24 protein-coding genes and 1 pseudogene are annotated in these 26,311 nt (G+C 40.6%); 12 read left to right on the top strand and 13 right to left on the bottom strand.

Translation table 11 applies throughout. From position 1 onward, the window contains the following. Positions 1-46: 46 nt before the first annotated feature. From ABIL39_01225 to ABIL39_01215, 3 genes are read left to right on the top strand one after another with little or no spacing between them, the layout of a single operon-like run. Positions 47-1,603 (top strand): HEAT repeat domain-containing protein, encoded by a 1,557-nt coding sequence (locus ABIL39_01225; GenBank protein MEO0164746.1) that lies wholly within the window; start codon positions 47-49, stop codon positions 1,601-1,603. Next, complete coding sequence (locus ABIL39_01220; GenBank protein MEO0164745.1) at positions 1,596-2,957, top strand: HD-GYP domain-containing protein; 1,362 nt, start codon at positions 1,596-1,598, stop codon at positions 2,955-2,957. Before ABIL39_01225 ends, ABIL39_01220 begins: the two co-directional genes overlap by 8 nt. 50 nt (positions 2,958-3,007) lie before the next feature. After that, positions 3,008-4,321, top strand: a complete 1,314-nt coding sequence (locus ABIL39_01215; GenBank protein ID MEO0164744.1) for a radical SAM protein — start codon at positions 3,008-3,010, stop codon at positions 4,319-4,321. Here ABIL39_01215 and ABIL39_01210 read toward each other — a convergent pair. Genes ABIL39_01210 through lexA form a run of 3 tightly spaced genes read right to left on the bottom strand, consistent with a single transcriptional unit; the run spans position 4,303 to position 8,798 of the window. Next, complete coding sequence (locus tag ABIL39_01210) at positions 4,303-7,047, bottom strand: PHP domain-containing protein (GenBank protein MEO0164743.1); 2,745 nt, start codon at positions 7,045-7,047, stop codon at positions 4,303-4,305. The two genes, ABIL39_01215 and ABIL39_01210, sit on opposite strands and share 19 nt — an antisense overlap. A gap of 3 nt (positions 7,048-7,050) precedes the next feature. Further along, on the bottom strand, positions 7,051-8,232 hold the full coding sequence (gene dinB / locus ABIL39_01205; GenBank protein ID MEO0164742.1) for a DNA polymerase IV: 1,182 nt from the start codon (positions 8,230-8,232) through the stop codon (positions 7,051-7,053). 2 nt (positions 8,233-8,234) lie between these two features. Next, complete coding sequence (lexA, locus tag ABIL39_01200; protein MEO0164741.1) at positions 8,235-8,798, bottom strand: transcriptional repressor LexA; 564 nt, start codon at positions 8,796-8,798, stop codon at positions 8,235-8,237. Positions 8,799-9,007: 209 nt separating this feature from the next. Here lexA and rpsU point away from each other — a divergent pair, with 209 nt between their 5' ends. The 8 genes from rpsU to ABIL39_01160 all read left to right on the top strand — a co-directional run bounded on the left by rpsU (position 9,008) and on the right by ABIL39_01160 (position 19,412). Then, the gene (rpsU, locus tag ABIL39_01195) at positions 9,008-9,202 is read left to right on the top strand and encodes a 30S ribosomal protein S21 (GenBank protein ID MEO0164740.1); all 195 of its coding nucleotides are present in this window, start codon (positions 9,008-9,010) and stop codon (positions 9,200-9,202) included. Positions 9,203-9,219: 17 nt separating this feature from the next. After that, positions 9,220-11,148, top strand: a complete 1,929-nt coding sequence (locus ABIL39_01190; protein MEO0164739.1) for a hypothetical protein — start codon at positions 9,220-9,222, stop codon at positions 11,146-11,148. A 1-nt stretch (position 11,149) separates the two neighbouring features. Further along, positions 11,150-12,805 carry a DNA primase gene (dnaG, locus tag ABIL39_01185; protein MEO0164738.1) on the top strand — a complete coding sequence of 552 codons (1,656 nt, stop codon included), beginning with the start codon at positions 11,150-11,152 and terminating at the stop codon, positions 12,803-12,805. A 1-nt stretch (position 12,806) separates the two neighbouring features. Continuing rightward, complete coding sequence (locus ABIL39_01180) at positions 12,807-14,375, top strand: sigma-70 family RNA polymerase sigma factor (protein MEO0164737.1); 1,569 nt, start codon at positions 12,807-12,809, stop codon at positions 14,373-14,375. Positions 14,376-14,388: 13 nt separating this feature from the next. Next, positions 14,389-15,786, top strand: coding sequence for a dihydrolipoyl dehydrogenase (gene lpdA, locus ABIL39_01175; GenBank protein MEO0164736.1), 1,398 nt, complete (start codon positions 14,389-14,391; stop codon positions 15,784-15,786). 150 nt (positions 15,787-15,936) lie between these two features. Beyond that, positions 15,937-17,037, top strand: coding sequence for a threonine synthase (gene thrC, locus ABIL39_01170; GenBank protein MEO0164735.1), 1,101 nt, complete (start codon positions 15,937-15,939; stop codon positions 17,035-17,037). Next, a complete protein-coding gene (locus ABIL39_01165; GenBank protein MEO0164734.1) occupies positions 17,034-18,239 on the top strand; it encodes a DUF401 family protein in 1,206 nt (401 codons plus the stop codon). The genes thrC and ABIL39_01165 overlap by 4 nt, the downstream gene beginning before the upstream one ends. Before the next feature lie 171 nt (positions 18,240-18,410). Continuing rightward, positions 18,411-19,412, top strand: a complete 1,002-nt coding sequence (locus ABIL39_01160; protein ID MEO0164733.1) for a PorV/PorQ family protein — start codon at positions 18,411-18,413, stop codon at positions 19,410-19,412. A gap of 13 nt (positions 19,413-19,425) precedes the next feature. On the opposite strand, the pseudogene ABIL39_01155 reads toward ABIL39_01160, so the two are convergent. The 4 genes and pseudogenes from ABIL39_01155 to ABIL39_01140 all read right to left on the bottom strand — a co-directional run bounded on the left by ABIL39_01155 (position 19,426) and on the right by ABIL39_01140 (position 22,115). Then, positions 19,426-20,379 (bottom strand): annotated as a pseudogene (locus ABIL39_01155) (putative glycoside hydrolase). Next, a complete protein-coding gene (locus ABIL39_01150; GenBank protein ID MEO0164732.1) occupies positions 20,333-20,959 on the bottom strand; it encodes an endonuclease III domain-containing protein in 627 nt (208 codons plus the stop codon). The pseudogene ABIL39_01155 and the gene ABIL39_01150 overlap by 47 nt, the downstream one beginning before the upstream one ends. A gap of 66 nt (positions 20,960-21,025) precedes the next feature. Then, positions 21,026-21,661, bottom strand: a complete 636-nt coding sequence (locus ABIL39_01145; GenBank protein ID MEO0164731.1) for a hypothetical protein — start codon at positions 21,659-21,661, stop codon at positions 21,026-21,028. Further along, complete coding sequence (locus ABIL39_01140; GenBank protein MEO0164730.1) at positions 21,651-22,115, bottom strand: hypothetical protein; 465 nt, start codon at positions 22,113-22,115, stop codon at positions 21,651-21,653. Before ABIL39_01140 ends, ABIL39_01145 begins: the two co-directional genes overlap by 11 nt. 70 nt (positions 22,116-22,185) lie before the next feature. Here ABIL39_01140 and truB point away from each other — a divergent pair, with 70 nt between their 5' ends. Further along, positions 22,186-22,851 (top strand): tRNA pseudouridine(55) synthase TruB, encoded by a 666-nt coding sequence (truB, locus tag ABIL39_01135; protein MEO0164729.1) that lies wholly within the window; start codon positions 22,186-22,188, stop codon positions 22,849-22,851. Here truB and ABIL39_01130 read toward each other — a convergent pair. The 6 genes from ABIL39_01130 to ABIL39_01105 all read right to left on the bottom strand — a co-directional run bounded on the left by ABIL39_01130 (position 22,838) and on the right by ABIL39_01105 (position 26,211). After that, a complete protein-coding gene (locus ABIL39_01130; protein ID MEO0164728.1) occupies positions 22,838-23,380 on the bottom strand; it encodes a hypothetical protein in 543 nt (180 codons plus the stop codon). The genes truB and ABIL39_01130 overlap by 14 nt on opposite strands. A 240-nt stretch (positions 23,381-23,620) precedes the next feature. Further along, a complete protein-coding gene (locus tag ABIL39_01125) occupies positions 23,621-23,989 on the bottom strand; it encodes a hypothetical protein (GenBank protein MEO0164727.1) in 369 nt (122 codons plus the stop codon). Beyond that, positions 23,941-24,243: a hypothetical protein gene (locus ABIL39_01120; protein ID MEO0164726.1), complete on the bottom strand. Its 303-nt coding sequence runs from the start codon at positions 24,241-24,243 to the stop codon at positions 23,941-23,943. The genes ABIL39_01125 and ABIL39_01120 overlap by 49 nt, the downstream gene beginning before the upstream one ends. Further along, positions 24,203-24,868, bottom strand: a complete 666-nt coding sequence (locus ABIL39_01115) for a hypothetical protein (protein MEO0164725.1) — start codon at positions 24,866-24,868, stop codon at positions 24,203-24,205. Before ABIL39_01115 ends, ABIL39_01120 begins: the two co-directional genes overlap by 41 nt. Next, positions 24,865-25,038 carry a hypothetical protein gene (locus tag ABIL39_01110; GenBank protein ID MEO0164724.1) on the bottom strand — a complete coding sequence of 58 codons (174 nt, stop codon included), beginning with the start codon at positions 25,036-25,038 and terminating at the stop codon, positions 24,865-24,867. The genes ABIL39_01115 and ABIL39_01110 overlap by 4 nt, the downstream gene beginning before the upstream one ends. Before the next feature lie 267 nt (positions 25,039-25,305). Then, the gene (locus ABIL39_01105) at positions 25,306-26,211 is read right to left on the bottom strand and encodes a right-handed parallel beta-helix repeat-containing protein (GenBank protein ID MEO0164723.1); all 906 of its coding nucleotides are present in this window, start codon (positions 26,209-26,211) and stop codon (positions 25,306-25,308) included. Positions 26,212-26,311 lie beyond the last annotated feature (100 nt).

Below are 26,311 nucleotides of genomic sequence, written 5' to 3'. Positions count from 1 at the left end.
AAGGAAAAAACTTGACAACCGCAGCGAAATTATTATACTATCATTGATGGTAAGTATACCAGACTTAACAATCGGACTAGTCAAAACAATAAAAGCCGCCCAGATCTACCAAACCATCCATCCCACCTTTAAAAGTTTTTTCCTTCAATTTTTTTTAGACCTCACCGAGTATTTAAAAATCAATTACCATTTAATTCTACAAATTGAACGTTTTGCCCTCCGGCATGAAAATACGACCATTTATGAAGAAACCGAAAAAGATATCAGCATTGCCTTCAGGCTATTCAAAGATGGAATAAGGGAGATCAAATTTACCGAGGGACTCACTGAGGATGAATTGTTAATGTTTATAGAAATAATCAGCCGTGCCGAGCGAGACCAGGATATCGCTCTTAATTTATGGGAATGTGACTTTTCCCATATCAATTTTTATGTAGTGGAAGAAGAGGAAGAAGAAAAGTTAGCTTATACCTTACCCGAATTACCCAAATTGGACATAAATTACGATGCGGCAATTAATGAAATATTAGCAAGAGAAAAAATCGATTTTCAGGACCGCATCCCGGTGGAGATAAATCCGGATGAACTCCGAATACTAAAAAACGCTATAGCTGAGATTGAAAACCAGACTGATTTTGAAATAGTCACCAAGGTATTACTTGATGTTTACAAAAATATCAAAACCCAAGAGGTTGTTGAAGCCCTTGCCGAGATACTTGAAATTTGTCTAAATACTCAAGATTTTAAAAACGCCAATATGATTGTGAATTACCTGTGGAATTATGCTGATATCAATCTGGTGACCCAAATTGAAAACGAAGAATTAGTGATGGGATTTGCTGGAATTCCGGATATACTTGATGAACAGTCATTCTCCGATTTCATCGCCCTGGTTGGCTTTTTCTCAAAAAAGGCTGTGCCCTGGTTTATTAAAATACTCAAGAATATTGCAAATGAAGAACGTCTACGCCCTCTCCAGGCGCGACTTGCTTATATTTGTCAGGGTGATATTGAACCGGTCATGCCTTTTTTAAAAGAACGGGATATCAAAACCTTAGCCAATGCTATTGTGATCTTAGGAATGATCAAAAATCCTGGAGCAAAAAATCACCTAAAAACCCTTTCCTTACATCCTTCACCCCTGGTACGGTCTGCAATAATTGAAGCCCTCTCAGAACTTGAGGATGCAAAAGCAATTTCCACCTTCCTCGAAGACAGCGATGAGAGTGTAAGAATCCGAGCCCTCACTGCCTTGACGAAACTCAATTACCCACCCATTTATTCAAAACTGATCAAAACCATTAAACACCGAAAATTTTTTGAACTTAATTATACTGAACAAAAGGCGTATTTCGATTGTCTGGTTGCCAGTGGTAACAATAAATTGATTAATGACTTAGCGAGTATACTTTTCAAATGGGTTTTGCTCAACAAAAAAAGGTATCTAATAAAAAGACAATTAGCAGCGCGTGCGCTTGCGAAGATCGGCAACGACCGAGCCATAGCGGTCCTCAAAAGGGGAATAAAAAAGCGCAACGAAGATATCAAGGCGGTTTGTGAAACAGCTTTGAAGTTTATCCCGACGGAGTTAAAAAATGTATAAATTCGGTAAAGATTTCATCGCGAACTTTTATACCTTAATCAAAGCGACATTTGTCTATGAATTCAATAACGATGTCGTAATCAATCTGTTAAATAAATTCTTCAATCTTATAAAAACTTTGTTCCAGACAAACAACCAGATTGAAATATTAAGATATCGGGATTATATCTTCTTCAATAAAATACGGATGCGTTTTGAAATTGAAGGGTATGCCAGTCTGCAATTTCTGGAGGAAAATCTGAAAAGATTGGGGATAAAAACGATAACTTTTTTCCCGGGTTTGAAAGCCAGCGAAATATTAAAGTTTGCCACGCTATTTAAATTGAACCGGGAAGGTTTTATCAGTGAATACCAGCGTATAAATTTTCCTTCGATCACTGTGGAATTCTACACCCAAGAAGAAGAACCGGTACCTGAATTTCTCAAAAACGGTGAGCAGGTAAAAAAAACCTACTTCAAGGCGTTAAAAGTAACGAAAAATTTAATCCAGCACCTCTGGGCTCGGCAGTCAGTGGATACTCGAAGTTTCCGGCGTGTAGTCTATACACTGATTGATAGTCTAAGCCAGGATGAATTCGGCTTAATCGCTCTGACCTCGATAAAAAATTTTGATGAATATACTTATAACCATTCACTTAATGTAGGAGTTTTATCCTTAGCCCTGGGGCAACGGCTGGATTTAGACCGGAAAAACCTCGTAAAATTGGGTACCGCTGGGCTACTCCATGATATCGGGAAGGTAGCCATTTCTAAAGCGCTCATTGATAAAGCCCAGAGCCTTACTGAGGAAGAATGGGAGATCATGAAAAAACATTCCACCTTCGGTGTGAACGAAATAATCAAGACTCGAGGTCTCGATGATATCTCTTTTGCTGCATTTCTCGCCGCCTATCAACATCACTGGAATTACGATGGTACCGGGTATCCAGACCGGTTCGATCCGAAAATGCAACCCAATTTATTTGCCCGTATCATCCGCATCTGCGATGCCTATGATGCCATGACCACCTCCCGTCCCTACCAGATTTTGCCCTATCCACCTCCGGTGGCGATTCGGGTGATATGGTCCCACGCCGGCTCCTATTTTGACCCGATCCTGGTCAAAGTCTTTATTCAAATCCTGGGCGTTTACCCGGTAAGCAGTTGTCTTGAACTGGATAATGCAGAAATCGCGGTGGTGATCCACCAGAATCCTGTGCACATTGACCGCCCCGTAATCAAAATCGTAATGAACAATAGAAAACAAAAAATTGCGGGTCCAGTCATTGATCTTAGCCAGGAAAAAAGGTTAAATATCATCCGGCCAGTTTATCCCCAAAAGTACGATCTCAACCCCGCTGAGTATTTACTTTAGTGTTGGATACTCTGCCTTGACAAAATGAGCTAAAGAACTATATTATAAATGTGAAATTATTACTTGTCACACCACGTTCTGGCCCTAGGAAGCCGCCACTGGGTTTGAAGATTCCCCAACTTGCCCTTCACATCCTTGCGTCCCTAACTCCACCCGATATTGAACTATCCGTTGTCGATGAACAATTGGCTGATATCAACTTTGCCCACCATTATGACCTTGCCGGTATTTCCATAATGACCGCCAATGCTCCTCGTGGATACCAAATTGCCCAGCAACTCAAAAAAATGGGTACAAAGGTAGTCTTTGGGGGGATACACGCCTCGGTCCTTCCTGAAGAAGCCTTACAGCACGGAGATGCAGTGGTGGTAGGCGAAGCCGAAGGAGTGTGGCAAAAGGTAATTGAAGATTTCCAAAATAACCGCCTGCAAAAAATTTACAAAGCAGAACCCTTTGATCTGTGTAAATCTCCTCTGCCGCGCCGAGATCTCAAACTCGAGCCGGTCATCCTCGGTTACAAATGGCCCGGATTCTTTACCACCCGGGGTTGCCCCTACAACTGTGAATTCTGTTCGGTAAGTGATATTTTCGGAAAAAAGATTAGGCACCTGCCGATTGCCACTGTCATTAAAGATATCGAGAATGCCGATTCTAAGATCTTCTTAAACCTTGATGATAATGTAGTAGGTGACCCTAAATATGCGAAAGAATTGTTTCTGGCGCTCGCACCTTTAAAAATTGAATGGGGCGGCCAGAGCACAATAAACATTGCCCAGGATAGTGAATTATTGAAATTGTGTTATCAAGCAGGATGTCGAGGGTTGTTCATCGGTATCGAATCCATCTCCGCAAAAAGCTCTGCCGGTTTTAAAAAAACCCTTAAAACGATCGAAGAGAATTATGACGCTGTCAAGAAGATTCAAGATGCCGGGATACTTTTCCATCCTTCTTTTGTCTTTGGTTTAGATGAAGATACCAAGGATATATTCGAAAGAACCCTTGATTTTTTATATAAAGCACGGATTACAACTGCAACTTTTAACATCCTCACTCCGTATCCAGGGACAAGGCTCTATTATCGTCTGAAAAAAGAAGGACGCCTTCTTACTGAAGATTGGGAAAAATATAATCATTCTACAGTGGTCTTCAAGCCCAAAAACATGACGATTGAAGAGTTGATTGAAGGTTATTATCTTTTGAAAAAAGAATTTTATTCAATCTCGAAAATCTGCAAAAGGATTTTGTACTTGGGCGAAATTAGTAATCCGGGATTAGTGCAATTCTTTTATGCGGTATTCAACAATATTGCAGGCCGGCAGATAACTGTTGATTCCATCCCAGAAAATTACAAGACCCGGACATAAAAGCAATCATCAACAAAACGCCCTTTCATCTTTAAAATCGCTTTATCATCTTCCAGTTGTTGAAACACCACTGCTTCCAAATGGTCGGTCTCATCATCAATAGTGTAAAATGAAATAAATCGATGCTTGCTGGTGCAAATTATTCTTCGGGCAATCACCAGACCGACCACATCAACTTCTTCTTTTTTTCCTCTAACCTCCGATAACTTCACTGATCGGTTGGGATACAAAAACTCCAGAATGTGTTGGTCGGGTAGAAAGCCCAAAGTATAAAGCTGTGCTTTATACTTATCCTGTTGATTAAAGTCTCCAAAATATTCGGCATTGATATTTTCTAATAATAAGTTTGTCTGCTCTCTCGATGACCTCCGGGAGGTAGTTCTTACGGATTTTAATAATTTAAAGTATAAAGCACTCCAGGATTCCCCAAACAAATTAAGCGCGCCTGATCTTATCAGATTCAATCCTTCTTCAATGTCCGGTTTGACCGCCACGAATAAATGTTCTGCATTATTAAAAGGTCGGAACCTCAATATTTTTTCAAATGTAGAAAAGGAAAGGTTCCGAATATGACGGAATCCAGTGATCAATGCACCATCCTTTATCGTAAATCCCCAGTCACTCTTATTTATATCCGGACCCAAAATCTTTATCCCCCAACGCCGGGCCTCGTTAAGATATGCATGTAAGGGATAGTAACCACCCTCATTATTCAATAGTCGACAAAAAAATTCCAGGGGGTTGTAGAATTTCTGATAGGCGGACAGATAGGCGAGTGTGGCATAGGTAATACTGTGGGCTTTGTTGAAACTAAAAGAAGAAAAAGCGGCAATTCTCTGCCAAACCTGCTCGGTCTCTTTCCGGCTATACCCGGATGCCTGTGCCTGCTGGAAAAATTTTTCTCTCAACGTCGTCATGAGGGTTGAATTTCGCTCCTTGGTCATCGCCCTTCTTAAAAGGTCAGCCTCTTCCAGGCTGAATCCCGCAAAACGATTTGCAATATTCAGGATCTGTTCTTGATATATTGGGATACCTAAGGTTTCCTGGAGAATATCCTTCAAGTCCGGATGAGGATATGTGATCTTCTCAGCATTATTCAATCTTTTTATAAAACGCTCTTTCATACCACCCTGGGCTGGACCGGGTCTGATAATAGCAATTGCATTGGCAATATCGAGGAGGCTTTGGGGACGGATTTTTTTTAAAATTTGCCGGACCATTGGACTCTCAATTTGAAAACAACCGATGGTCCTTGCCTCCCCGAGGAAGCGATAGACGGAAGCATCGGCAAAATCTATCGTTTCCCGTTTAAGATATAATTCCGGGAAACCCCGGACTCCGAGAATATCTATCTTCACCAATCCGGTAACGCCGATACCTTCTTTATCCAGTTGAGTAATTGCACCCAGTGGACCCGGATATAATGGCACATAGCTAACGACCGGCTCCGGAGTTATCACAATGCCACTCGGGTGCGTAGCGACAGCCCGCGGGTATCCGTCAATCTGTTCCCCGAGTTTCATTATTGCAGCAACTAATTTCTCTCCAAGATGGTCTTTAATGTTCTTTAACTCCTCCGGGGTGATACCAAAAGCGCGCGCCGTATCCCGGAACCGGGCGCGAATCTGAAACCTGTTTATCATACTGAGCCGTGCTACATGGTTATTACCAAATTTTTTATAAATTGCATCTATCAGGCGTTCACGTTGGTTGAATTCCACATCCACATCAATATCAGGTGGTTCACGCCGTTTTTGATTCAAAAATCTCTCAAAAGGAAGTTGGTATTTGATTGGGTTAACCACTGAAAGACCCAGCAGGTAGAGAATGAAAGATGCCGCCGCGGAACCGCGCACATTCATTCTTATGCCCTGGCTTTGTGCAAACTCCTTCAATTCGTAGATGAGAACGAAATATGGCTCAAAGCCCATTTCTTTTATAATTTTGTATTCCGATTCCAATCTTCTTTTTTCTTGACCATTCAGTCTTGAATGAAATGGCTTAATAATTTCCGCCAACGATTTTTTACAATAGGGGAAGATCCATTCGGAGGCATCTGGCAAATATGAACATTCCTCGGCAATACGCAAGGAATTTTTTATTGCCGGTGATTGAGGTTCATAAAACCTTATAAACTGGTCGGGTTTAATAAGATAAGAAATCTTTTTGTTCCCATCTTCAACAGGAAATTTTTTTATTTTGGATAAGAGTCGATAAATAACCTTCTCCTGGGGTTTGACATAAAATATCTCATTAGCACCCACTACCGGTACCTTCTTATCAGGCATGTAGGAGGCACCGGGAAGCAAAAGATAATATTGCCCAGCAAAAGCAGATGCAAATTCTTCAAGGGCTGGCACTGCATTAGTAATAAGTATCAATCCGGCAGCATGGTTTTTGATAAAATTGGTATCTAGCATTTGGAAGGCATGACGGGTGAGAATCGAACAGAGATTTGTGTAACCAATGCGATTCTTGATAAAAAGATAGATGGCAAACTTTTTTTCTGGATCGCGATTTTGATCTCCACTCACTGTTACCCGGGCGCCGATGAGCGGTTTTATCCCATATTCCTTTGCCCGAGTTAAAAATTCATAGAGCCCGAAGAAGGCATCATCAACAATCCCGCAGGCAGGGATTTGGTAATCTTTCAGCGTTTCAAAAAGGGTTTTAAAGTCCGAACCACCCCGGCCATAATTACTGTGATACAGAATTGGAATATACATTTTTTAACCCTGGGGTGTAATCAGTGAATGAACCCGGGTATTAAATTTAACCGCCAAATTTTTTGCGGGCAATACGGAATTAAAACCAAATTTGAGGCGTGCTTTATCCAAGGCCTGGTTGAGACGATTCAAACGCTCTTCCTGGAGTGAAAAGATTGAAGGTTGAAACCGGTCGTATTGAAAAGCAGTTAAAGCAACCCCGATGAGCCTTATCCGTTTGTTTTCTTCCATCATCCCCTGAAGCACCGGTAAACAAAACTTATAAATACGCTGCTGGGAATTGGTGCTAGTCGGTAACCGAACACGCCGGGTAACGGTTTTGAAATCCGAAAACCGTAATTTTATTATGCATAAAAGCGTCGCCAATCCATTCTGTCGGAGGCGCTGGCATAAAATCTCAATGAGCTGATAAAACACACTTCTTATCAGTTCCCCATCATTGGTATCCTCGGGAAAGGTTACCTCATGACTCATTGATTTGATTGTATTTAAAAGTCGGTAATCACCGCCATTCAGAAAAGATTTGATCGTTCGATAGCCCTGGCCCAAGGCGACCTCTAGAATCCAATCTGGGGTCTTAAAAAAATCCTCCACCGTGTGTATATTCAAATTTTTTAATACCACTAGTGATTTCGGTCCAATCCCCGGGAGGACATCAACGGAGAGAGGAAAAAGGAATTTCCTTTCCTCTTCTGGATTGACTATCAACAACCCACCAGGTTTTGATTGCTCGCAAGCAATTTTGGCAATAACCTTTGTCCGGGCGATGCCGATAGAGCATGGGAGACGGAGAAACTCCTTGATCTTCTGTTTGATTTGCTGAGCAAGAACAAGAGGGGGTCCAAAGAGGCGCTCGGTTCCTCTTATATCCACAAATGCTTCGTCTATGGAAGCCTTTTCCACGCCCGGGGAGTAATGATAAAGAAACTCCTCAAACCGCTTGGAAAATTCTTCATATTTAGGAAAATCTGGCCTTAAGAAGATTGCCCATGGACATAATTTATAGGCTTGAGAAATGGGCATACCGGATTTTATCCCGAAGTGTCTTGCTTCATAAGAAGCAGAAGCCACCACCCCCCGCTCTCCTGGCAATGCACCCACTACCACCGGTTTTCCATTGAGTTCCGGGTTCAATGCCCGCTCTACCGAAACAAAAAAGGCATCTAAATCAATGCAAAGAAACATGATCAGGGGTTGAGTTCCCTTACCACTCCAACTACCTTGCCCATTATTTCAAACGGTTTCTCTATCAGGGGATATGAATCATTCTCGGGTTTCAGAACAAATCTACCGTTTATTACCCTCAATCTTTTTATAGTCGTCTCTCCTTCCACATTGGCAACAACTATATCCCCTTCCTGGGCGTCTCCGCCCGGACGGACCACCACCAGGTCTCCATCATATATCCGGGCATTGATCATACTATCTCCCTTCACCCTTAACAAAAAGCAGTCCTGCCAGGAAAAAGGGTCAAAATATCCTTCAATCTCTTCAAAAGCGAGATTAGGCAACCCAGCAGCCACCCTTCCCACTATTGGCAGTCTAACCGGTTCTACCATCAATCCCCTTGCCTTGCTCTGGGTCTTTTTCAGCAACCCTTCTTTTACTAGATTGTCGATATGAACCTTTACCCCTTTTGTGCTCTTCAATCCTACCATCCGGGCAATCTCCCGAATTGTAGGAGGATAACCATATTCCCTTATAAAATCCCGGATTGCCTTGAGGATCTCCTGTTTTTTCTCTCTACCCATAAATCTCCTTTGTTATATGTAAACATTTGTTTACATATATATTATACTCGTAGATGAAAAATCGTCAAGGGGTAAAATGCATCTATCCCCTTGACATTGGACAAAAATTCTATATATTATATATAGTGAAAGCTTTATTTTTCACGATCAAAAACCAAAAAAGCTTGGCTATTTTTTTAAATTAAAAAAGAAAGGAGGTGTTAGAATAAATGACCAAGATCGTCGTCTATGAAGGCGAATCTTTCGATAATGCAATGCGCCGATTTAGAAAATCGGTGGAGCGCGCCGGTATTCTTCGTGCTATTAAGAAGCACGAAGTCTATGAAAAACCGAGCGAAAGAAGAAAAAGGCGCTTGCTCGCTGCAAGGAAAAAAGAACTAAAAAGACAGCGGGAGGAATTATAGAAAGAACCCATGCGGAATTGGTTCTTGAACTCCCTAAAGTTCTAAAAATCCTTGCTGAGTACTGTCAGAGTCCAGCCGGAAAAGATAAGGCATTGAATATTGGACAATTTCGAGATTGCGCAAATGCCCAGTGGGAACTCAATCGGATAGAAGACATCAGAAAATCCGGCGAGAAGGTGGATTTTTATATCCCCTTTGCACCGAACGAGTTACGACGCCTGATTACACTTTACCCATACCTCGATATTGAAGTCCTCCATACCCTGCGCCTGTTTCTTACTCATTTACACACCTTAAAGGTGCGCTATACGAAAGGAAGATTGAGAGATTATTTCAATAGGTTTCATGAGTATGATAAGCTCATTGAAGAGATAAATAACAAGATAGATGACAATAAAGAGATAAAGAATGAGGCATCACCTGTGTTGTCTAAGATTAGAATGCGAAAACAAGCACTCCATAATCAAATCTATTCCCGACTCCGGGAAATACTTACCGCCCAGCCCCATCTCTTTACCGAATTGAATATCGTGGAACGCAACAGTCGGTATGTCCTGCCTGTGAAGGCGAACTTAAAAAATCAACTCCCGGGCTTAGTCCATGCCTATTCAAACTCCGGGGAAACGGTCTTCATTGAACCATTGCCGATCGTGGAATTTGGTGCAGAGCTTATGGAACTGGAAAAAAAAGAACAGGATGAGATAGTGAATATTCTTAAAGAACTGACTGCGAAAGTAAAACTGGTCATTGATGATATTGAAGCGGATGTGGATTATGCTGCAGAGCTTGATCTCCTTTTTGCAAAAGTAAGGTATGCCGAAGATTACCACTGTGCCATGCCCATCTTTGATAAACATCTTTTCATAAAAAATGGCTATCATCCCTTACTGAAACATTTGAAAAAAGATGTTGTGCCGCTAAACCTCGATTTACCCGTCGGAAAAAATGTGCTTTTAATCTCTGGACCCAATGCCGGTGGAAAGACTGTGGTTTTAAAAACCGTTGGACTACTTGCGCTCATGGCAAAATGCGGCATCTTTATCCCTGCGGACGAAGGAACCACCATTCCGTTTTTTGGCGAAATCTATGCCGATATTGGTGATGAACAGAGCCTTGAATCCGATCTCTCCACCTTTGCTGCCCACCTTTTGCAGATAAAATCAGCACTTGATGCTCGGGGTGGAAATAATCTTATCCTTCTTGACGAACTGATGAATCAGACCTCTGTTGAAGAAGGTTCGGCACTCGCTGCAGCAATTATGGAAGAATTCGCCCGGCGCAATGACATTGTCTTAGCCACAACCCATAATGAGAATTTGAAGTTATATGTGAGCAAGAAAAAAGAAATGCTCAATGCTGGGATGGAATTCACCGACCGTCCCACTTATCGTTTGATACTCGGAATTCCTCAGCCGAGCAATGCATTGAAACTGGCGGAGCAGATGGGATTGGATAAAGGAGTGTTGGAAAAAGCACGGCTTTATCTGGATAAAGAAAAAGAAACACTAAACGAACTTTTAGAAAATCTGTCAAAAGAGTTGAGTGCAGTCCAGTGTGAAAAAGAAAGACTTGCGCAGTTGATTGCGACCTACGAAACTAAGCTCGCTGAATTCCAAGCCAAAAAGAAAAAAGAAGTTGAGGATATAAAGGAGAAATACCAGAAAGAATTAATTAGAGCCAAACACCATATTGAAGAACTGATAAAAGCCTTAAAAAAAGAAGGGCCAAAACCGGAATTGATTAAAGAGACCAAAGAATTTTTTAATGAAAAATTGCAACAGGAAAAAAGAGAACCTTATTATCCGCAACTCGGCGAATGGGTGCGCATAAGAGGCTCAAATAAAACCGGAGTGGTTCTTGCTCGCACCCAGGATCGCTACAAGATCGGTTTTGACAATCTGGTCTTTTGGGCAAAACCCGAAGAAATTGAACCTGGAGCAAAGTAAAATGATTGAACGCGAAAAGATCGAAGAAATTGTTCGACAGACCGATATTGTGGATTTAATATCCCAGTATCTCCCTTTGAAGAAAGTGGGAAAGAATTATCGCGCTCTTTGTCCATTTCATTCCGAAAGAACGCCCTCCTTCTATGTGAGTCCCGAGAAGGGAATTTACTACTGTTTTGGCTGTAAAAAAGGCGGCAATGCGTTGAATTTCTTGATGGAATATGAACATCTTGATTTTCCTGATGCCCTGCGCCGTCTCGCCAAGAATTTGGGAATCGAAATTGACACCACGAAAAATCTCAAATATAAAGAATTATACGAGATCAATGAACTCGCAACACAGTTTTATTCCCTAGTCCTGACAAAAGAAATCGGACGGAGAGGACAGAATTATCTTAAAGAACGGCGTATTGATATAGAAAAACTAAAGGATTTCCGTCTTGGTTATGCACCAAGTTCCGGGGGTCTGATTACCTTTATGCGGCAGAAGGGGATAAATATTGAAAAACTCATAAATGCAGGGCTGGTAGCACAGAATCGTGAACTCTTCCATGACCGGATAATCTTTCCCATCTTTAACCTTGCCGGTCGGGTCATCGGCTTCGGAGGCCGGAGAGTTGATGACTGGATCCAACCCAAATATCTCAATTCACCCGAAACCCCAATCTTTAAGAAAGGTGATGTCCTTTATGGTTTATACCAGGCGAAGGAAGCGATAAAGGCAAAAGCTGAGGCCATAATTGTCGAGGGTTATTTCGACCTGCTCAGTCTTTTCCAAGCAGGAGTAAAAAATCTCTGTGCTCCCTTGGGAACCGCCTTGACCGAGAATCAAGCGGTATTGATTTCAAGATATGCACAAAAGGCGAACATCCTATTTGACGGAGACCTCTCGGGTATCAAGGCTGCACTCCGGTCCATCGGGATATTGATCAACGCCCAAGTAGATGTCCATATTGTAGAAATTCCTGAGGATTACGACCCTGATGAATTCATAAAAGAAAAAGGAATTGAAGCTTTGCATATGCTGATTAACTCGGCAGCCGATTTTTTCACCTTTTATAAAAAGGTGACCGAGATAAAAAGTGTTGAAGACGAGGTGAATTTAATCAAGGAATTGATCGAGATTATCAGTAAGATTCATGACCCGATACGACTGGACCGCTACTTGCGGCATACTGCCCAAGTTTTTGATATTCCGATAGATGTGCTGCGGAGGAAAGTGGCTGGTGGAATGGGTAGTAAAAAAACACCGGCTCCGGAAAAAACGACAAAAAAAGTTATCACGCCTGAAGAAAAATTGATGTCTTTAATACTCAATAATTTAAAATATTTTAATCATGCGCGGGAAATCATTTCTTTGGATGATTTCAGTGATATGCGCGTGAAAAAATTATTTGAGTTCTTATTAAAACAAGAAAACTTTTCGGTGCAAGAAATATTTGATTTAAATATTGAGGAAGACTTAAAAAATAAAATTTTGGCCTCGCTCATTGAGGCTGAAAGACTTACCGAGGAAGACTTTGTTCAAACTTTGAAAGCGTATAAAAAGAACATCTTAAGAAAGAAATTAAAAACCAAAATCAGCGAGGCAATTAAAACCGGAGACGATGAGTCTCTGAAAAAGTACCAAGAATTACTTAAAATTAAAAAGGAGTAAAATGGTGAAATATTCTCAAAAAATCTTCGAAAAAGCAAAAGAGACAGGCAAGATTACCATAAACGAAATTAACAATCTCATCCCAGAGAATGTCACCCCGGAAGAGATTGACGAAGTCCTTGATTTACTCGCGCGGAATGGGATTGTCATAGTACAAAGTGAAGAAGAAGAAATTCCTAAATCGGAAACAGCAAAAAGTGTGCAGCGGGCTGAAGAACCGATAAGGGCCTATTTCCGGGAACTTGCACGGTATGACCTTTTAACCAAGGACGAAGAATACGAATTCTCGGTGAAGACCGAACAGGGATACCGAATGATTGTCAAAGAATTTCTCCGTTATCCCTGCGCTTTGTATGAATTGATCGCCGTTTGTAAACAAGTGGAACTTGGCAAGAAAAGCCTAGACCAGATTTCCCGGGTGGAGATTGAGGCGATCATGGATAAACATACCTTCTGGGCTGAACGTCAGAAATTTATCCGCCGGGTAAAATCGCTGGAAAGGGATTACAATATCTTGCTGAAGTATTACAAAAAAGCCGAAAAAGACCATTCCAAGATGCTCCAGGGGATAATCTTTCACAAAGAAGAACGGGTGAGAAAGGCAATTGAAAAACTTGCCCTCCAGCATAATGTGGTCAATTGTGCCATCCAGAAGTTTAAAGAGACGATTGAACGCTTGGAAAAAATCGACAAGACCCTGCTCCGGATGCGCAATCAAGAGGGAATTAATCTTTTGAACAAGGAGAGAAAGAAACTGCTTGCGGAACTCGGTAATGACCCGGAGCGGGCAAGTTTTTCTTTAAAAGTGATTGAGAATCTTGAAAACATGATCAACCGTTCCCGCCAGAGGATGATTGAAGGCAATGTGCGTCTGGTAATCTCCATTGCCAAGAAGTATGTGAATCGCGGCCTGGAATTTGCCGATTTAGTGGGTGAAGGGAACAACGGATTAATCAAGGCAGTTGAGAAGTTTGATTACCGTAAGGGCTACAAATTTTCCACCTATGCCACCTGGTGGATAAGACAGGCAATAACCCGAGCGATTGGAGATCAGGCGCGAACCGTGAGGGTGCCGGCACATATTCTTGATACCATGAATAAAGTCGCCCGTGCCCAGCGGGATATGACCCAGAACCTGGGACGCGAGCCCACGATCGAAGAGATTGCCCAACATTTAGATTTACCCACGGATAAAGTCCGCATGGTCCAAAATATCTCACTAATTCCTATTTCGCTTGATAAACCTATTGATGATGAAGAATCAAGCTTCGTCGGCGATTTTATCAGCAATCCCATGTCCGATTCACCCTCAAGGAGAGCGGCGATATCTATTCTTAAGGACCGGTTCAATGAAATCTTAAAAGACCTGCCCAAAAGAGAAGAGAAGATCATTCGCCTTCGTTTTGGTCTAGGCAATGGCACACCCAAGACCCTTGAAGAAGTTGGACGTATGTTCAATATTACGAGGGAAAGGGTAAGACAGATTGAAGCCAAGGCACTGCGCAAACTCCGTCATCCCACCCGTTTGCGTAAACTCCAGGTTTTCAAGGACCTGATTGAAATGGAATAAGCAATCTTCCCTTATGGGCGCAATTTTTGATGCGGTAATAATCGGAGCTGGCCCAGGTGGCTATCCCTGTGCGATTCGCCTCGGTCAGTTAAAGAAAAAGGTCCTGGTGGTGGAAGCATGCGAACTTGGTGGTGTTTGTTTGAACCGGGGCTGCATTCCAACCAAAACATTAAGCTTTGCTGCCGAAATGTTAGAAAATCTCCAAAAAGTCCAGCACATCGGTATAAACATAGCAAATAACGGTCTGGATCTGACTGCCCTCCGTAATCATACTGAAGGGGTCGTAAAAAGATTGCGTGGTGGGATTGAGTATCTTTTCAAAAATAACCATGTGGAATGGAAAAAAGCTCAGGCAAAAATCATTTCAGAGCATAAGATTGAACTAAAAAGCAACGACACCGTGGAATATATTGAAGCCGAGAATATTGTAATTGCCACCGGCACTGAAATCATAGCCCTCCCGGGATTTGAATTTGATGGTCGATTTATTACTAACACCGATGATGCCCTGCGCTTAGATGATATTCCCGAAAAACTACTGGTTGTCGGTGCTGGTGCCTGCGGTTTAGAACTTGCCACCATCTATGCAGCCTTAGGAAGTAAGGTAAAAATTGTAGAGATAATGGAGCAGATACTACCGGGTATGGAACCTGAACTCTGTGCTACTCTGTTTAAGGTTCTGAAAAAAAAGGGCATAGAAATCCTGCTCCAGTCCACGGTTCTGGATTATCAAATCGAAGGAGATAAAATAAATGTGAGAATTCAGGGACCCGGCATTAGCATCCATGAGGACTTCAATCGTATTCTGATTACCGTGGGCAGAAAACCGACGAATAGTGCATTCAAAAATTTTGGTATCGAATGTGATAAAAAGGGGTACATTGTGGTTGATGATTCATACCGTACCAATATCAGGAACATCTTTGCGGTTGGTGATATAATCGGACCACCGCTGCTGGCGCATAAGGCAACAAAACAGGGAATAGAAGTGGCAGAGATCATCGGTGGGCTTCGGACAAATAAAAATTCTCACGCAATACCTGCCTGTGTCTTCACCATTCCGCCTTTCGCATCCGTGGGACTAACTGAAAAAGAAGCACTGGAGCAAGGTCTGAAAGTAAAAATTGGAAGGTTTCCTTACCGAGCCTCGGGGAAGGCATTGTCAATGCTTGAGACCGAAGGAATGGTTAAGATTGTCGCGACCGAAGAAGGGAAAATCCTGGGTATACACATACTCGGTGCCGAATCACCAAGTCTGATCGGCGAGGCAGTATTGGCCCTTGAGCAAGGACTGAAGGTAAATGACCTTGCGGAAATCATCCATCCCCACCCCACACTCACCGAGGCCATAGGAGAAGCCGCAGAAAATTTTTACAATAAAGCCATCCATATTCTCAATTCTTCCTACTAAACAGCCTTAATTGTTCAAGTAACTTTTTTTACCACTTCCTTTAATAGGTTATCCTAAAGATAAATATCTCCTAACTATTTTTGTTGCTCAGAAACCTCTCAAGAATGGTCCTGATTGACTTTCCACCATTTTGGTATATAATAACCAACCATGATAAATCTCATCTGCCGAACTTGCAAAAAAAGTTACCCTGATTATAAATCATTATGGCAATGCCAATGTGGCGGAATACTGGATTTAGAAATCACCAGCCTCCTCCCCCGTAGGGAATTGAGCAGAAGAGCAATTTCGCTCTGGCGTTACCGAGAAATGCTTCCACTGAAAGACGACAAAAATATTATTTCCTTTAACGAAGGGTTTACTCCACTCGTTGAAATTCCCATAGAAAAAAAGACAGTATTATTCAAAATGGATTTTCTCTTTCCTACCGGTTCTTTTAAAGACCGCGGGGCATCGGTTCTGGTGAGCAAAATTAAAGAACTTGGTATAAAAAAAGTTTTGATTGACTCTTCGGGTAATGCGGGAAGTGCGGTGAGTGCATATTGCGCAAAAGCCGGGATTGAATGTACCGTACTGGTGCCTGAGAATACCAGTGAAGAGAAATTAAATCAGATAAAGGCGTATGGTGCAAAATTATACATCGTTCAGGGCGATAGAGATGAAACCGCAAGGGTCGCCTTAAAACTTTCTGAAAAAATATATTATGCCAGTCATTATTATAATCCATATTTTTTACATGGCACCAAGACATTCGCCTACGAGATTGTGGAACAATTGACTTGGAAAGCACCAGATGCCATCGTCCTGCCCATTGGCAATGGCACACTCTTATTGGGAGCTTATATCGGATTCAAGGAATTACTTAACCAGAAACTTATAAAAAAGATGCCCAAACTTATAGGTGTTCAGTCCCAGAATTGTGCGCCCATCTACTGGATGTTCAAAAATAATACTAACCGAATTCCCGAATTCACAATTAAACCTACAATCGCTGATGGAATAAGTGTTGGCAGACCACCACGGGCAGTCCAGATTATCTCGGCAATAAAAGAATCAGAAGGAATTATTTTCACTGTTAGTGAAAAAGAAATCAAGCAAGCTTTGGAAGAAATCTATAAATTAGGAATTTATATCGAACCCACCTCAGCAACCGCAGTTGCTGGAGTGAAAAGATATTTGAAGATTACAAAGAAAAAAGAATTGATTGTATCAACTTTTACCGGCACAGGCTTAAAATCCCATAAAATATGACCCTCATTATCATTGGTTTTATACTTGCCTTCATTTTCATAGTAATCATCGGGCAAAAAAATCTTCCGTTAGCCCTTTTCTGTGGCACAATCATTCTTGGCTTATTTACCATCCCGGCTATAAATATTGTTAAAATATTTATCAATACACTTACGGATATCCCTGTGATCCTTTTAGTGTTTGTAGTATTTTTCATACCTATGATTGGTGGTGTAATGCGTGAGAGCGGGCAGATGGACAACATCGTGCGAAATTTAAGAATTGGCAAAAGAGGGATTATGGCGGTTGCGCCGGCAATAATGGGATTATTGCCGATGCCTGGGGGTGCGTTATTTTCCGCACCGATAATGGAAAAAAGTGGCGAAGGGGTTGATGATGATTTAAAAGTAGCAATAAATATCTGGTACCGTCACCTTTTGATTTTGGTTTATCCTTTGAGTTCGGATTTGATTGCCACAACCAAAATTGTGGGATTAAATATCTACAATGCAGTTTTATATCTCTTCCCTACCCTGATCATTGCTACTATACTTGGACAGATATTTTTTTTAAATAAGGTGAAAGGCGAAATCGCCTATATCGATAAATTCTCATTGAAGAATCTTTTAATACCTCTGATCATAATCCTTGTTGCTCCCCTTTTAGATTTTATCTTTCGCAGTTCCAAGGTTTTTTCTTTAAAAGAAATTGGAACATTGATCGGCGTGCTGACTGGATTCGGACTAGCTATGTTCTTCAGCCCGACAAAAGTTGATTTGATACAGATATTCCTAAAAATGAAACCATACCGGTTTTCTTTCATTATTTTAGGACTTTTTTATTTCCTGAATATTTTCAAAGTTTCAGGAATCGACAAAGTGATTGCCCAAATCCCATTCCCACCTCTTTTATTGTGTATCATCGCAGGATTTATTTTAGGCGTTGCGACAGGTAGGGTTCTTTTACCTTCTTCAATTGTATTTCCGATCTTCTTGCTCACCAACCAAATCACTCTTTTAAACTTCACCTTAATCTATACAAGCATATTTTTTGGTTATGTTGTATCACCAGTCCATCCCTGTTTAAGTGTCACCTGCGAATATTTTAGGACAGACATCAAGGGTCCTTTTAAATTATTAATGCCACCCGCATTAATAATCTTTGCTATAGTGTTAATCTTGGGAATCATCAGTTCTCTGGCTTTCTCTATGCAGGGTTTGTGAGATTTTTAAAACACACTCCGCGACTGGAGTTGTAGGGCAAGGCTTTAGCCTTGGATTAAACCTGTGCCACCGATTCGGTAGCTTGAATCTTCTACCTATCCACAGAGAATAAAACCGCAGTTCAAACTCTCGGAACCCTTGACTGGGAGCAAATTTAAAATATAATTTAACATGCAAAGATCATTAATGTTAACAACAATGGCATTTTTTTGTTTTGCCCAGATCTGGCAGCCCGGGGCAACCGGTTACACATTTTTAAAACTCGGGGTCGGTGTCCGACCCGTCGCAATGGGTAATGCCTTCACGGCTTTAAGCGATGATGGATACGCAATATTCTGGAATCCTGCAGGTTTGGGTGTCATAAACAGTTATTATCTTTCAGGTATGGCAATGTCTCATCTCGGTTTTATACAGTATTATAATCTTGCTTCCTCTATTTATCTCGGAAAGAAGGCGGGTTCACTCGGCATTGGACTTTGTTATTTAACGGCAACTGATATAAGGCGTGATGAAGCAGGTCGAGAATCTGACCAATTCCGTAATTCAGATATGTTATTGAATGTTGGCTATGGGAAGAGCATTGGTAAGAAGAAACAGGTATCTTTTGGCGGTGGGGGTAAAATTGTGCGTAGTCAATTAGAGAGTGAAAGTGCTTGGGGGTTTGTTGGTGATTTCGGCTTAATGCTAAGACCAGTAAATTTTCTTTATCTGGGCACAACAATGAAAAATTTTGGCACCCCGCGGAAGTTTATTCAAAAATGGGAGTATCCACCTGTGAATTTTCGTCAGGGGCTTGCGGTAAAAATCCCTTTTGGTCAGAGCCACTGGGCTTTGAGCCTTGATTATTCGCTATATCCTGATTATATTCCAACATTTTCCATTGGTAGCGAAATCCACATCCGAGAACCAAAATTAATGCAGACTGCTACCAAAGCATTATTTGGTCAGGAATCAGCACTCTCCGGATTTTCTTTAATGGCGGGTTATCAAACTGGTTACCAGGACTTGGGCTGGTCTGGTTTTTCTTTTGGTTTTTCTTTAGAGATAATGATAGGTTCGGGCTTATTTCTTGATATTGGCGCAGTAGCGCTCTCCTACGGATATTTAGGCTATTCTGAGCGTATCGGTATTGGATTAAATTATACGCCCGAATTAAAGAAGGCAAAGAAGTAGTATAATCATTTGCTGCGTGCCAGATCATTATTCCATCGGCATCCGCATTTAGAGCGCCAAAGATCTGAGAAAATATATACGAGTCATTAAACTCTTCACAATAAAGGTCAAAACCCTGGACAAAGGGAATAACTTTTACATTAAAAGGCAATTTTTTAAATGCCTCTTCTACTGAATCAAAATAAATCCAGTAATTGCGCCAGTATTCCGAGACCTCTTTTTTGAAGCTCGGATGGAAATGAGAAGGATAAAGCATCGGATATACAACATCAACAAAAGGTCCGAATCTTGATACCTCTTGCCCCTCCTGTCTTAAATCATACCAAACTGCATATCCAAATATACAAATTCCAATCTCTGCTTCAACATTTTCTTTTAGTTCTTTCAAAAATTCTATTATCGGAAAATAACGTTCACCTTTAACATTATTTAATCTAATAATTCCGATATTGCCATCGGTTGGAAATCTTATATAATCAAGGGCAAAGGAATTAATGCCTTTTTTTTCAAGCTCTTTTATTATCTCTATCAGATATTTATGAACTTTTTTATTATATGGATTCACCCAGGCTGTGCCGGTCTTGTCATACCAGATTTCACCGGCTGAGTCTCTAATCGCACAATCTTCGTATTTAGCGAGATAATTATCACGGAAACAAACAATCCGAGCTATTAATTTAATGTTTAATTCCTTACATTTTTTTATTAAATAATCAAGATCAATATATCTTTTGAATGCTTTGAGCTCCTGGGCAATGGGTACTTCTGTTTCGTAACACAAATAACCATAATCACTCTTTAAATCTACAACGATTGCATTTATATAATTAGAGTCGGCAAGTTTGAAGATGTATTCCAAAAAACTCTTTTTACAACCCTGATAGGGATTGATATAGATTCCTCGAACTAAACTATCAGGGTTATGCGAGAATGTTGTGGATAGGACAAGTATCACATAGGGGATCATTTTTTTTACAATATTCTTTACCCAGTCTAACTATAAGGGCATGATATTCATTATAAAGCTGAATATCTCTTGGTAAATTTCTCTCAAAAAATTTTTGTATCTCATTATAGTCGGCTTTTTCAGTTATCAAATTATGACGTGTCAGCATTCTTCGTGTATAAGCATCAACCACAAAAACTGGACGATTGAGGGCATAAAGCAGAATTGAATCTGCGGTTTCTGGACCAATGCCAGGAATAAATAAAAGTTCATTTCTTAAAAAATCGGTTTCTTTTTTATCGAAATTTCTCACCTCCCCCCCATATTTCTCCACAAAATATTTTAAAAAGGCAATTAATCTTTTGCTTTTAAGTTTATAAAAACCCGAAGGCCTTATTAATTGGGGAATTTTATCTATATTGGCAAGCAGTTTATGGGGATTGAGCAAACCTGCCTCTTTAAGATTATTTATCGCCTTTTCAACATTCTGCCAGTTTGTATTTTGAGTGAGTATCGCTCCAACCATTACTTCAAATGGCGTATCCCCGGGCCACCAGTGCTGGGGACCAAATCTATCAAACAACCGCTTATATATTTTCATCAATAACGTTCTCCCCACTGGCAGCTTTTTCTTCATAATTGTGGAATCAAAGTGGCATCAAATATTTTATTCGATATGAAAATCTTTTAGTCTGAATCTCCCTGAGGGATTTTTAAATTCTATCATACCTATGCCCGGGGCATAATATTCTTCTAAATATTCTTCACCGGTGCTCACTGAATCCGGCATGGTGATGGAGTGAAATTTGCTTATGATGATTTTATAAACCTCTCCGTACACTTTATCTGCACGATATTCAGCGACCAGACCTTCGATCCGATAGCAGATTTTTATCCATGTCCCGTAAAAATCACAAGAATCGACCAACGAATCACTGAACCGATTCCCAGAAACAAAAGGTAATTCCAACCGGGTGATAAATCCTTGCATAACAATAATCTCATTTCCCCCATAATTTTGGGTAAATTTTATATATTCTTTTATTCCCTCTTCGTCCCTGGTGTAATAATGAAATTCCCCAGAGATATTGAAAGGATAACAATGTGTTCCTAAAATAGTATCGGGGGTTTCAATGGTAATGCTTATACTTTGGGGATTATAGAGGTCATCATTCGTGTAATTCCACCAGTTACCCACACTCAAGGGGAAATAATCGTTTGCCGAGCGTTCAATAATATGATTCGTGCAGGACAAGGTGAATAAAATCGCACTTGTTAAGCCGCCCCAATGCCTACCATTCATACTTTAACCCCAGTTTTACACCGGCACTTCCTGCATGGCTTTTAAAATCGGTCACACCGTCATAATAAAATGCTGGATAAAAAGTGATGTTTTCATAATTGAAATTGATCAAAAAACCAATGGCATATTCAAAACCAAATCCCCATTCACTATTTTTCTCTAAAGTCCGCTTGATATAATCGATACCGGTCTCAAGATAAGGCGAGATACTACGAAAAACTTTATAACCCATCAAACGCACCCCGTAAGTTCTTAAGGAATAGCCCGGATTTCTGCCATAATAATATGAGCCACCCAAGACCAAATTCCAATAGATACCAGTTTTTAAATCATTCTTGCCGATGTAAACCCTGAAGAGGTTGCCGCTTTTAAGGTCATAATCAAGCCCGATTACGGGCAAGTTTATACCACCCTCAAATCCCAAATAAAAATTGATAAGTACTAAAAACCACATAGAGAATAATAATTAAAAAAAGTAAAAAGTCAACCACTTGAATAAAATCATGATCTATGTAAAATTTTCTATGGATCAATCAGGAAGGATAATTCCGGTATATAAACCGGTGGGACCATCAACTTTTGATATCATTAGAATTTTCCGTAAGACCACAGGTTTCAAGGGAAAGATTGGTCATGGTGGCACCCTTGATCCTTTTGCCTGCGGAGTTGTACTTTTACTATTGGGTAAATATACCAAGCATTTTGAAGAGATAAAAAACTGGGAAAAAGTTTATACTGCGGGCATTTTGCTGGGTGCGGAATCCGATACCGGTGACATCACGGGTACCATCCGCTTCCAAGAGCCGGAGCAGATAGTAAAACCTGGACTGAATACCGTAGAAGAAGTTATCGGCACTTTTATCGGTGAAATAGAGCAGCGTGTGCCTTCTTACTCTGCCGCCAAATTTCAGGGGGTGCCGCTATATAAACTTGCCCGTAAAGGGATTCAGATAACCAAACAGAAAAAGGTTGAAATTGGAAAGATTGAATTAATTTTCTACAAATATCCTATTTTAACCATCCGTGTGAATTGTAGGGGTGGAGTATATATAAGACAGCTCGCCCAGGACATCGCTGGTGCCCTCAGGACAACCGGATTTTTATTTTATTTGCAACGGGAAAAGGTGGGGGAATTCTCGATAAAAAATTGTGTGGAAATCCACGATTTTGGTACACTCACCACTGAATGACCAAATCCTCTGCCGGGTAGAATTCTCTCTTAACAATTTTGTAGCAATCATACTCGCCCCGCGAGAAAATTGCCGTAGGTGGATAGCTCAGGTGAAGTCGTTGGTTTTTTTTAGCGAACACAATAAACTCAGCATACTTTATCGGTTTCTGCCATTTCCGGGTGGTGGTTGTAATGTAACAAAAATATCGTTTCTTTAAATATTGCCGATAGGAAATTTTAAAAGAATTGTTTCGACCTGGTTCTAATAACATAGAAAAATGGATACCATTGGTATCTCTCTCATAAGGTTGATTGAGAATGATAATGTCGGGGAAAGAGTGAATGGAATCCACGGGAAACGGATAAAAAAATCTCACAATCTTCCGGGTATTGGTATTATTTGCAAAAAAATATTCACCCCGTACCAGTGCTGATGCGGAATCAATCTCAATAGTTATCTTCTCCTGATAAAAATCTATTATCGGTTTTTTACTGCATAAAAGGAGAGGAAGGAATAATAATAACAAAAAAAACAAAACTTTTCCCATTTTTATAAATTATATCTAATTCATTGCCCAATTTCAAGAATGCGATTAAATCAAAGAAAATAATCTTATTCCTCAGGGGTTAAACTGCATCAATTAACCAAAATGTGAAAAAACTCTTTTATTTGAGAAGGATTGCCTTTTCTATCTTTTCATACCCCGAGGTCTCAAGTTTGACAAAATAAATTCCCGCTGGAAATCCTTTTGGTCTTATCATAACCCCATTCATTCCGATTACTGATTCTAATATATCTTCTGTGTGCACGAGTCGACGCTGACATCATAGAGTTTAATTATGATTTTTCGGTTATCCGGTGAATTGAATCTTAGTCTTATCATTCCCTTTGTCAGATTAGGATAGATTTTATCAAGATAGAATTGCTTTGAAAGTTGTAATTCAGCACCCTGTGGATCAGAAAAATTACTGGTATAGAATTTCTCTGAAGGAAACTCATATAACCCAATCTCACTACAAACAACCCGCTTGCCTTTGACTTTTGAAATATCCATAATTATTTCTCCATCGGCATAGGTATTCTCAGGCAACCAAATGGAAATCCGCTCTAAATGATTCGGGGTAATAAATGTCGTATCCAGTCCAATTCCATCCACCACCAGCCCTGAATAATCCTGCCAATGCCCCTCTCTCCTTCTGGAATAGAAACATCATTTTTGTGTCTGTCATGCTGAACTTGTTTCAGCATCCCATCCGTGCGATGAATCGCACCACTACAATTTTCCGTTTCACGGTTCACGGTACACGGTTCACGACCTGTAGAAGCAGAAACTTCAAGCCCGTTATCCCCTGATGACCTTTCATATCCCTTAATAACCCCTGATTCCCCTTTTGCCTCTAATTGCCTCAAATTGCCCTGAATTGCCTCCGATTGTCTGATTCTCAAAATAATACACCAAATCCAGCCGATATATTTTCTCCGGGTTCAATCCCATAAACTTATATCTCAAATTCTCATACCCCCAATCCGTAGTCTGATAAGGCTTATCACCAAATATCCAGTAGCCATCACAGTGCAAGCAGTACCGGGATTGAATAGGCTGGCCCAAATCCGCAAAGACCTTTGCCACCGGGGAAACATCAATTTTTTTAAATTTAATCGTATAGAGAATCGTATCACCCTCGGTCCAGAGGCAATATAACTTTGCATTATTAGCATTCACTAAAGAATATGCAGAATGTGGAAAAACTGAGGCGGTCGTTGTATTAGAGATATTCTCTGGTGAGGTCCAACTTCCCAAAGTATCCACATACTTACTCATATATACTTCCCAGTTTCCAGACATATTATCCTGCCACAAACAATAATGCCCACCGGATAGGGTTGGAAATTTTGATTCTCCAGAAGTTGTCGTAACCTTTTTTATATCCTGCCAGCCAGTATCAGTCTTCTGCCGGCTATAAATCTCTAAATTGCCCAATAAATCCCGGTCCTGCCAGACTGTCATTATCTTTGTGCCATAAAGATCGATCACTGGATAGAGCCTGTCTGGTAGATAGTGTCAACTCCAAGCCAGTCCGTTGAATCTTTCTCTTGATAGCAAATACTCTTCTTACCCTGCCACAGAATATGCAGATTCCTTGAATCATCAATCGTAATTGAAGGAGTCCTACAGAAGGTCTGGGTAAATAGTGTCTCAATCACTGCACCAGGGTAAGGGTGAGAGTGCCATTGCGAGGAATCCCATCTGTGTCTTTTTGAATGTTTGGAATTTCTGATTTAGAATTTGTTTCGGATTTCGGTTTTCGGATTTCGGATTTTTCTCTCATCCCCTGACACTCTGATATTCTGATCTTCTCGTCTCCCCATCTCCATCTAATCTCATACCTTTCCCCACTATCCAAAACCTCTTCCCCATTCGGCTGTAAAAGCATAACCTTTGGCGGCTGAACCGGTGCAGTCAACCATGATCTATAAATAACATAATCCCCAATTGAATTGTCTTCCCTGCGGATTATAATCCGGCGCACCATTTGATGGGTCCCAGGGTCCTGTTGCATCCCCCCACCAGTTAGAATCAGCCACATAATATGGGGGTGAGAAATTGATAGGCATAGCAAATGCACATTTGTTTCCTGAAAGATCGTTAAATTTAATATAAAGAGATTCCGCCTTGCTATCACCATACGCTCTTATCCCATCACTGTTCTGACTGATTAAATTATTAGTCAAAGTCAATCTGCTCGCTGCGCCACTTATGTAAATCCCACACTCATTATTCACGACGGCCGAATTGCTCACCCGCATCCAGCTATTGTTAATATCAATCGCACCCCTTGGCCAAACACCACTATAATATCTCGCTTTTTCTAAGATACAACTATCCAATACTGAAGCATCTAATTTAGAATTATCAAACTTCATTCCCCACCAAACAGTATCATACGCAGTAAAGGTTACTCCAGTTGCTTTTAAAATACCATTGGGCTTAAACCACGCTCTCTGACCTTTAAATTGCAAAATATTCCTCTTTTCAATCTCCAATAGACTATTTACTACAAACCAGCAATCTATTACATAAGGCACACCCTGATTCTGGATGCTCAAACTTTTTGTTATATCACCGCCACCTCTGATTAAAATTGCATTATGACGATTATCAATAAATTGATTGTTTTTACATTCACCAAGTTCGGTTGTGCTGATAATCAAAGGAAATGAATCATTGGCATAAAAGGTATTATCTTGAACCACGGATAGACAAGTATCAGTCTCATATCCAGCATCCCCAACACCGTAACTCATACAATGTTTAATTTCCAAACTCCAAACAAAAAATTTTAGGCATTTAGGCATGTAGGTATTTAGGCATTTCATCCTGCCTCCTTTGTAGTAATCCAATTATGCAGTATCCTAAAAAGAAAGAACCGAATATCCTTTGAGAGAGATTTGTGACAAACAATATCCCTTACCATTT

The organism is candidate division WOR-3 bacterium, from assembly GCA_039802205.1.
Taxonomy (GTDB): Bacteria; Hydrothermota; Tepidihabitantia; order SM23-42; family JAOAFX01; genus JAOAFX01.
This window is presented reverse-complemented; position numbering and strand designations above follow the sequence as displayed.

Bases quoted from the DNA above. Each gene is read 5' to 3' on its own strand.
- ABIL39_01225 (MEO0164746.1), top strand. From the start codon at position 47: ATGGTAAGTATACCAGACTTAACAATCGGACTAGTCAAAACAATAAAA.
- ABIL39_01220 (MEO0164745.1), top strand. From the start codon at position 1,596: ATGTATAAATTCGGTAAAGATTTCATCGCGAACTTTTATACCTTAATC.
- ABIL39_01210 (MEO0164743.1), bottom strand. From the start codon at position 7,047: ATGTATATTCCAATTCTGTATCACAGTAATTATGGCCGGGGTGGTTCG.
- dinB (MEO0164742.1), bottom strand. From the start codon at position 8,232: ATGTTTCTTTGCATTGATTTAGATGCCTTTTTTGTTTCGGTAGAGCGG.
- lexA (MEO0164741.1), bottom strand. From the start codon at position 8,798: ATGGGTAGAGAGAAAAAACAGGAGATCCTCAAGGCAATCCGGGATTTT.
- rpsU (MEO0164740.1), top strand. From the start codon at position 9,008: ATGACCAAGATCGTCGTCTATGAAGGCGAATCTTTCGATAATGCAATG.
- dnaG (MEO0164738.1), top strand. From the start codon at position 11,150: ATGATTGAACGCGAAAAGATCGAAGAAATTGTTCGACAGACCGATATT.
- ABIL39_01180 (MEO0164737.1), top strand. From the start codon at position 12,807: ATGGTGAAATATTCTCAAAAAATCTTCGAAAAAGCAAAAGAGACAGGC.
- lpdA (MEO0164736.1), top strand. From the start codon at position 14,389: ATGGGCGCAATTTTTGATGCGGTAATAATCGGAGCTGGCCCAGGTGGC.
- thrC (MEO0164735.1), top strand. From the start codon at position 15,937: ATGATAAATCTCATCTGCCGAACTTGCAAAAAAAGTTACCCTGATTAT.
- ABIL39_01165 (MEO0164734.1), top strand. From the start codon at position 17,034: ATGACCCTCATTATCATTGGTTTTATACTTGCCTTCATTTTCATAGTA.
- ABIL39_01160 (MEO0164733.1), top strand. From the start codon at position 18,411: ATGCAAAGATCATTAATGTTAACAACAATGGCATTTTTTTGTTTTGCC.
- ABIL39_01150 (MEO0164732.1), bottom strand. From the start codon at position 20,959: ATGAAAATATATAAGCGGTTGTTTGATAGATTTGGTCCCCAGCACTGG.
- ABIL39_01145 (MEO0164731.1), bottom strand. From the start codon at position 21,661: ATGAATGGTAGGCATTGGGGCGGCTTAACAAGTGCGATTTTATTCACC.
- ABIL39_01140 (MEO0164730.1), bottom strand. From the start codon at position 22,115: ATGTGGTTTTTAGTACTTATCAATTTTTATTTGGGATTTGAGGGTGGT.
- truB (MEO0164729.1), top strand. From the start codon at position 22,186: ATGGATCAATCAGGAAGGATAATTCCGGTATATAAACCGGTGGGACCA.
- ABIL39_01130 (MEO0164728.1), bottom strand. From the start codon at position 23,380: ATGGGAAAAGTTTTGTTTTTTTTGTTATTATTATTCCTTCCTCTCCTT.
- ABIL39_01105 (MEO0164723.1), bottom strand. From the start codon at position 26,211: ATGAAATGCCTAAATACCTACATGCCTAAATGCCTAAAATTTTTTGTT.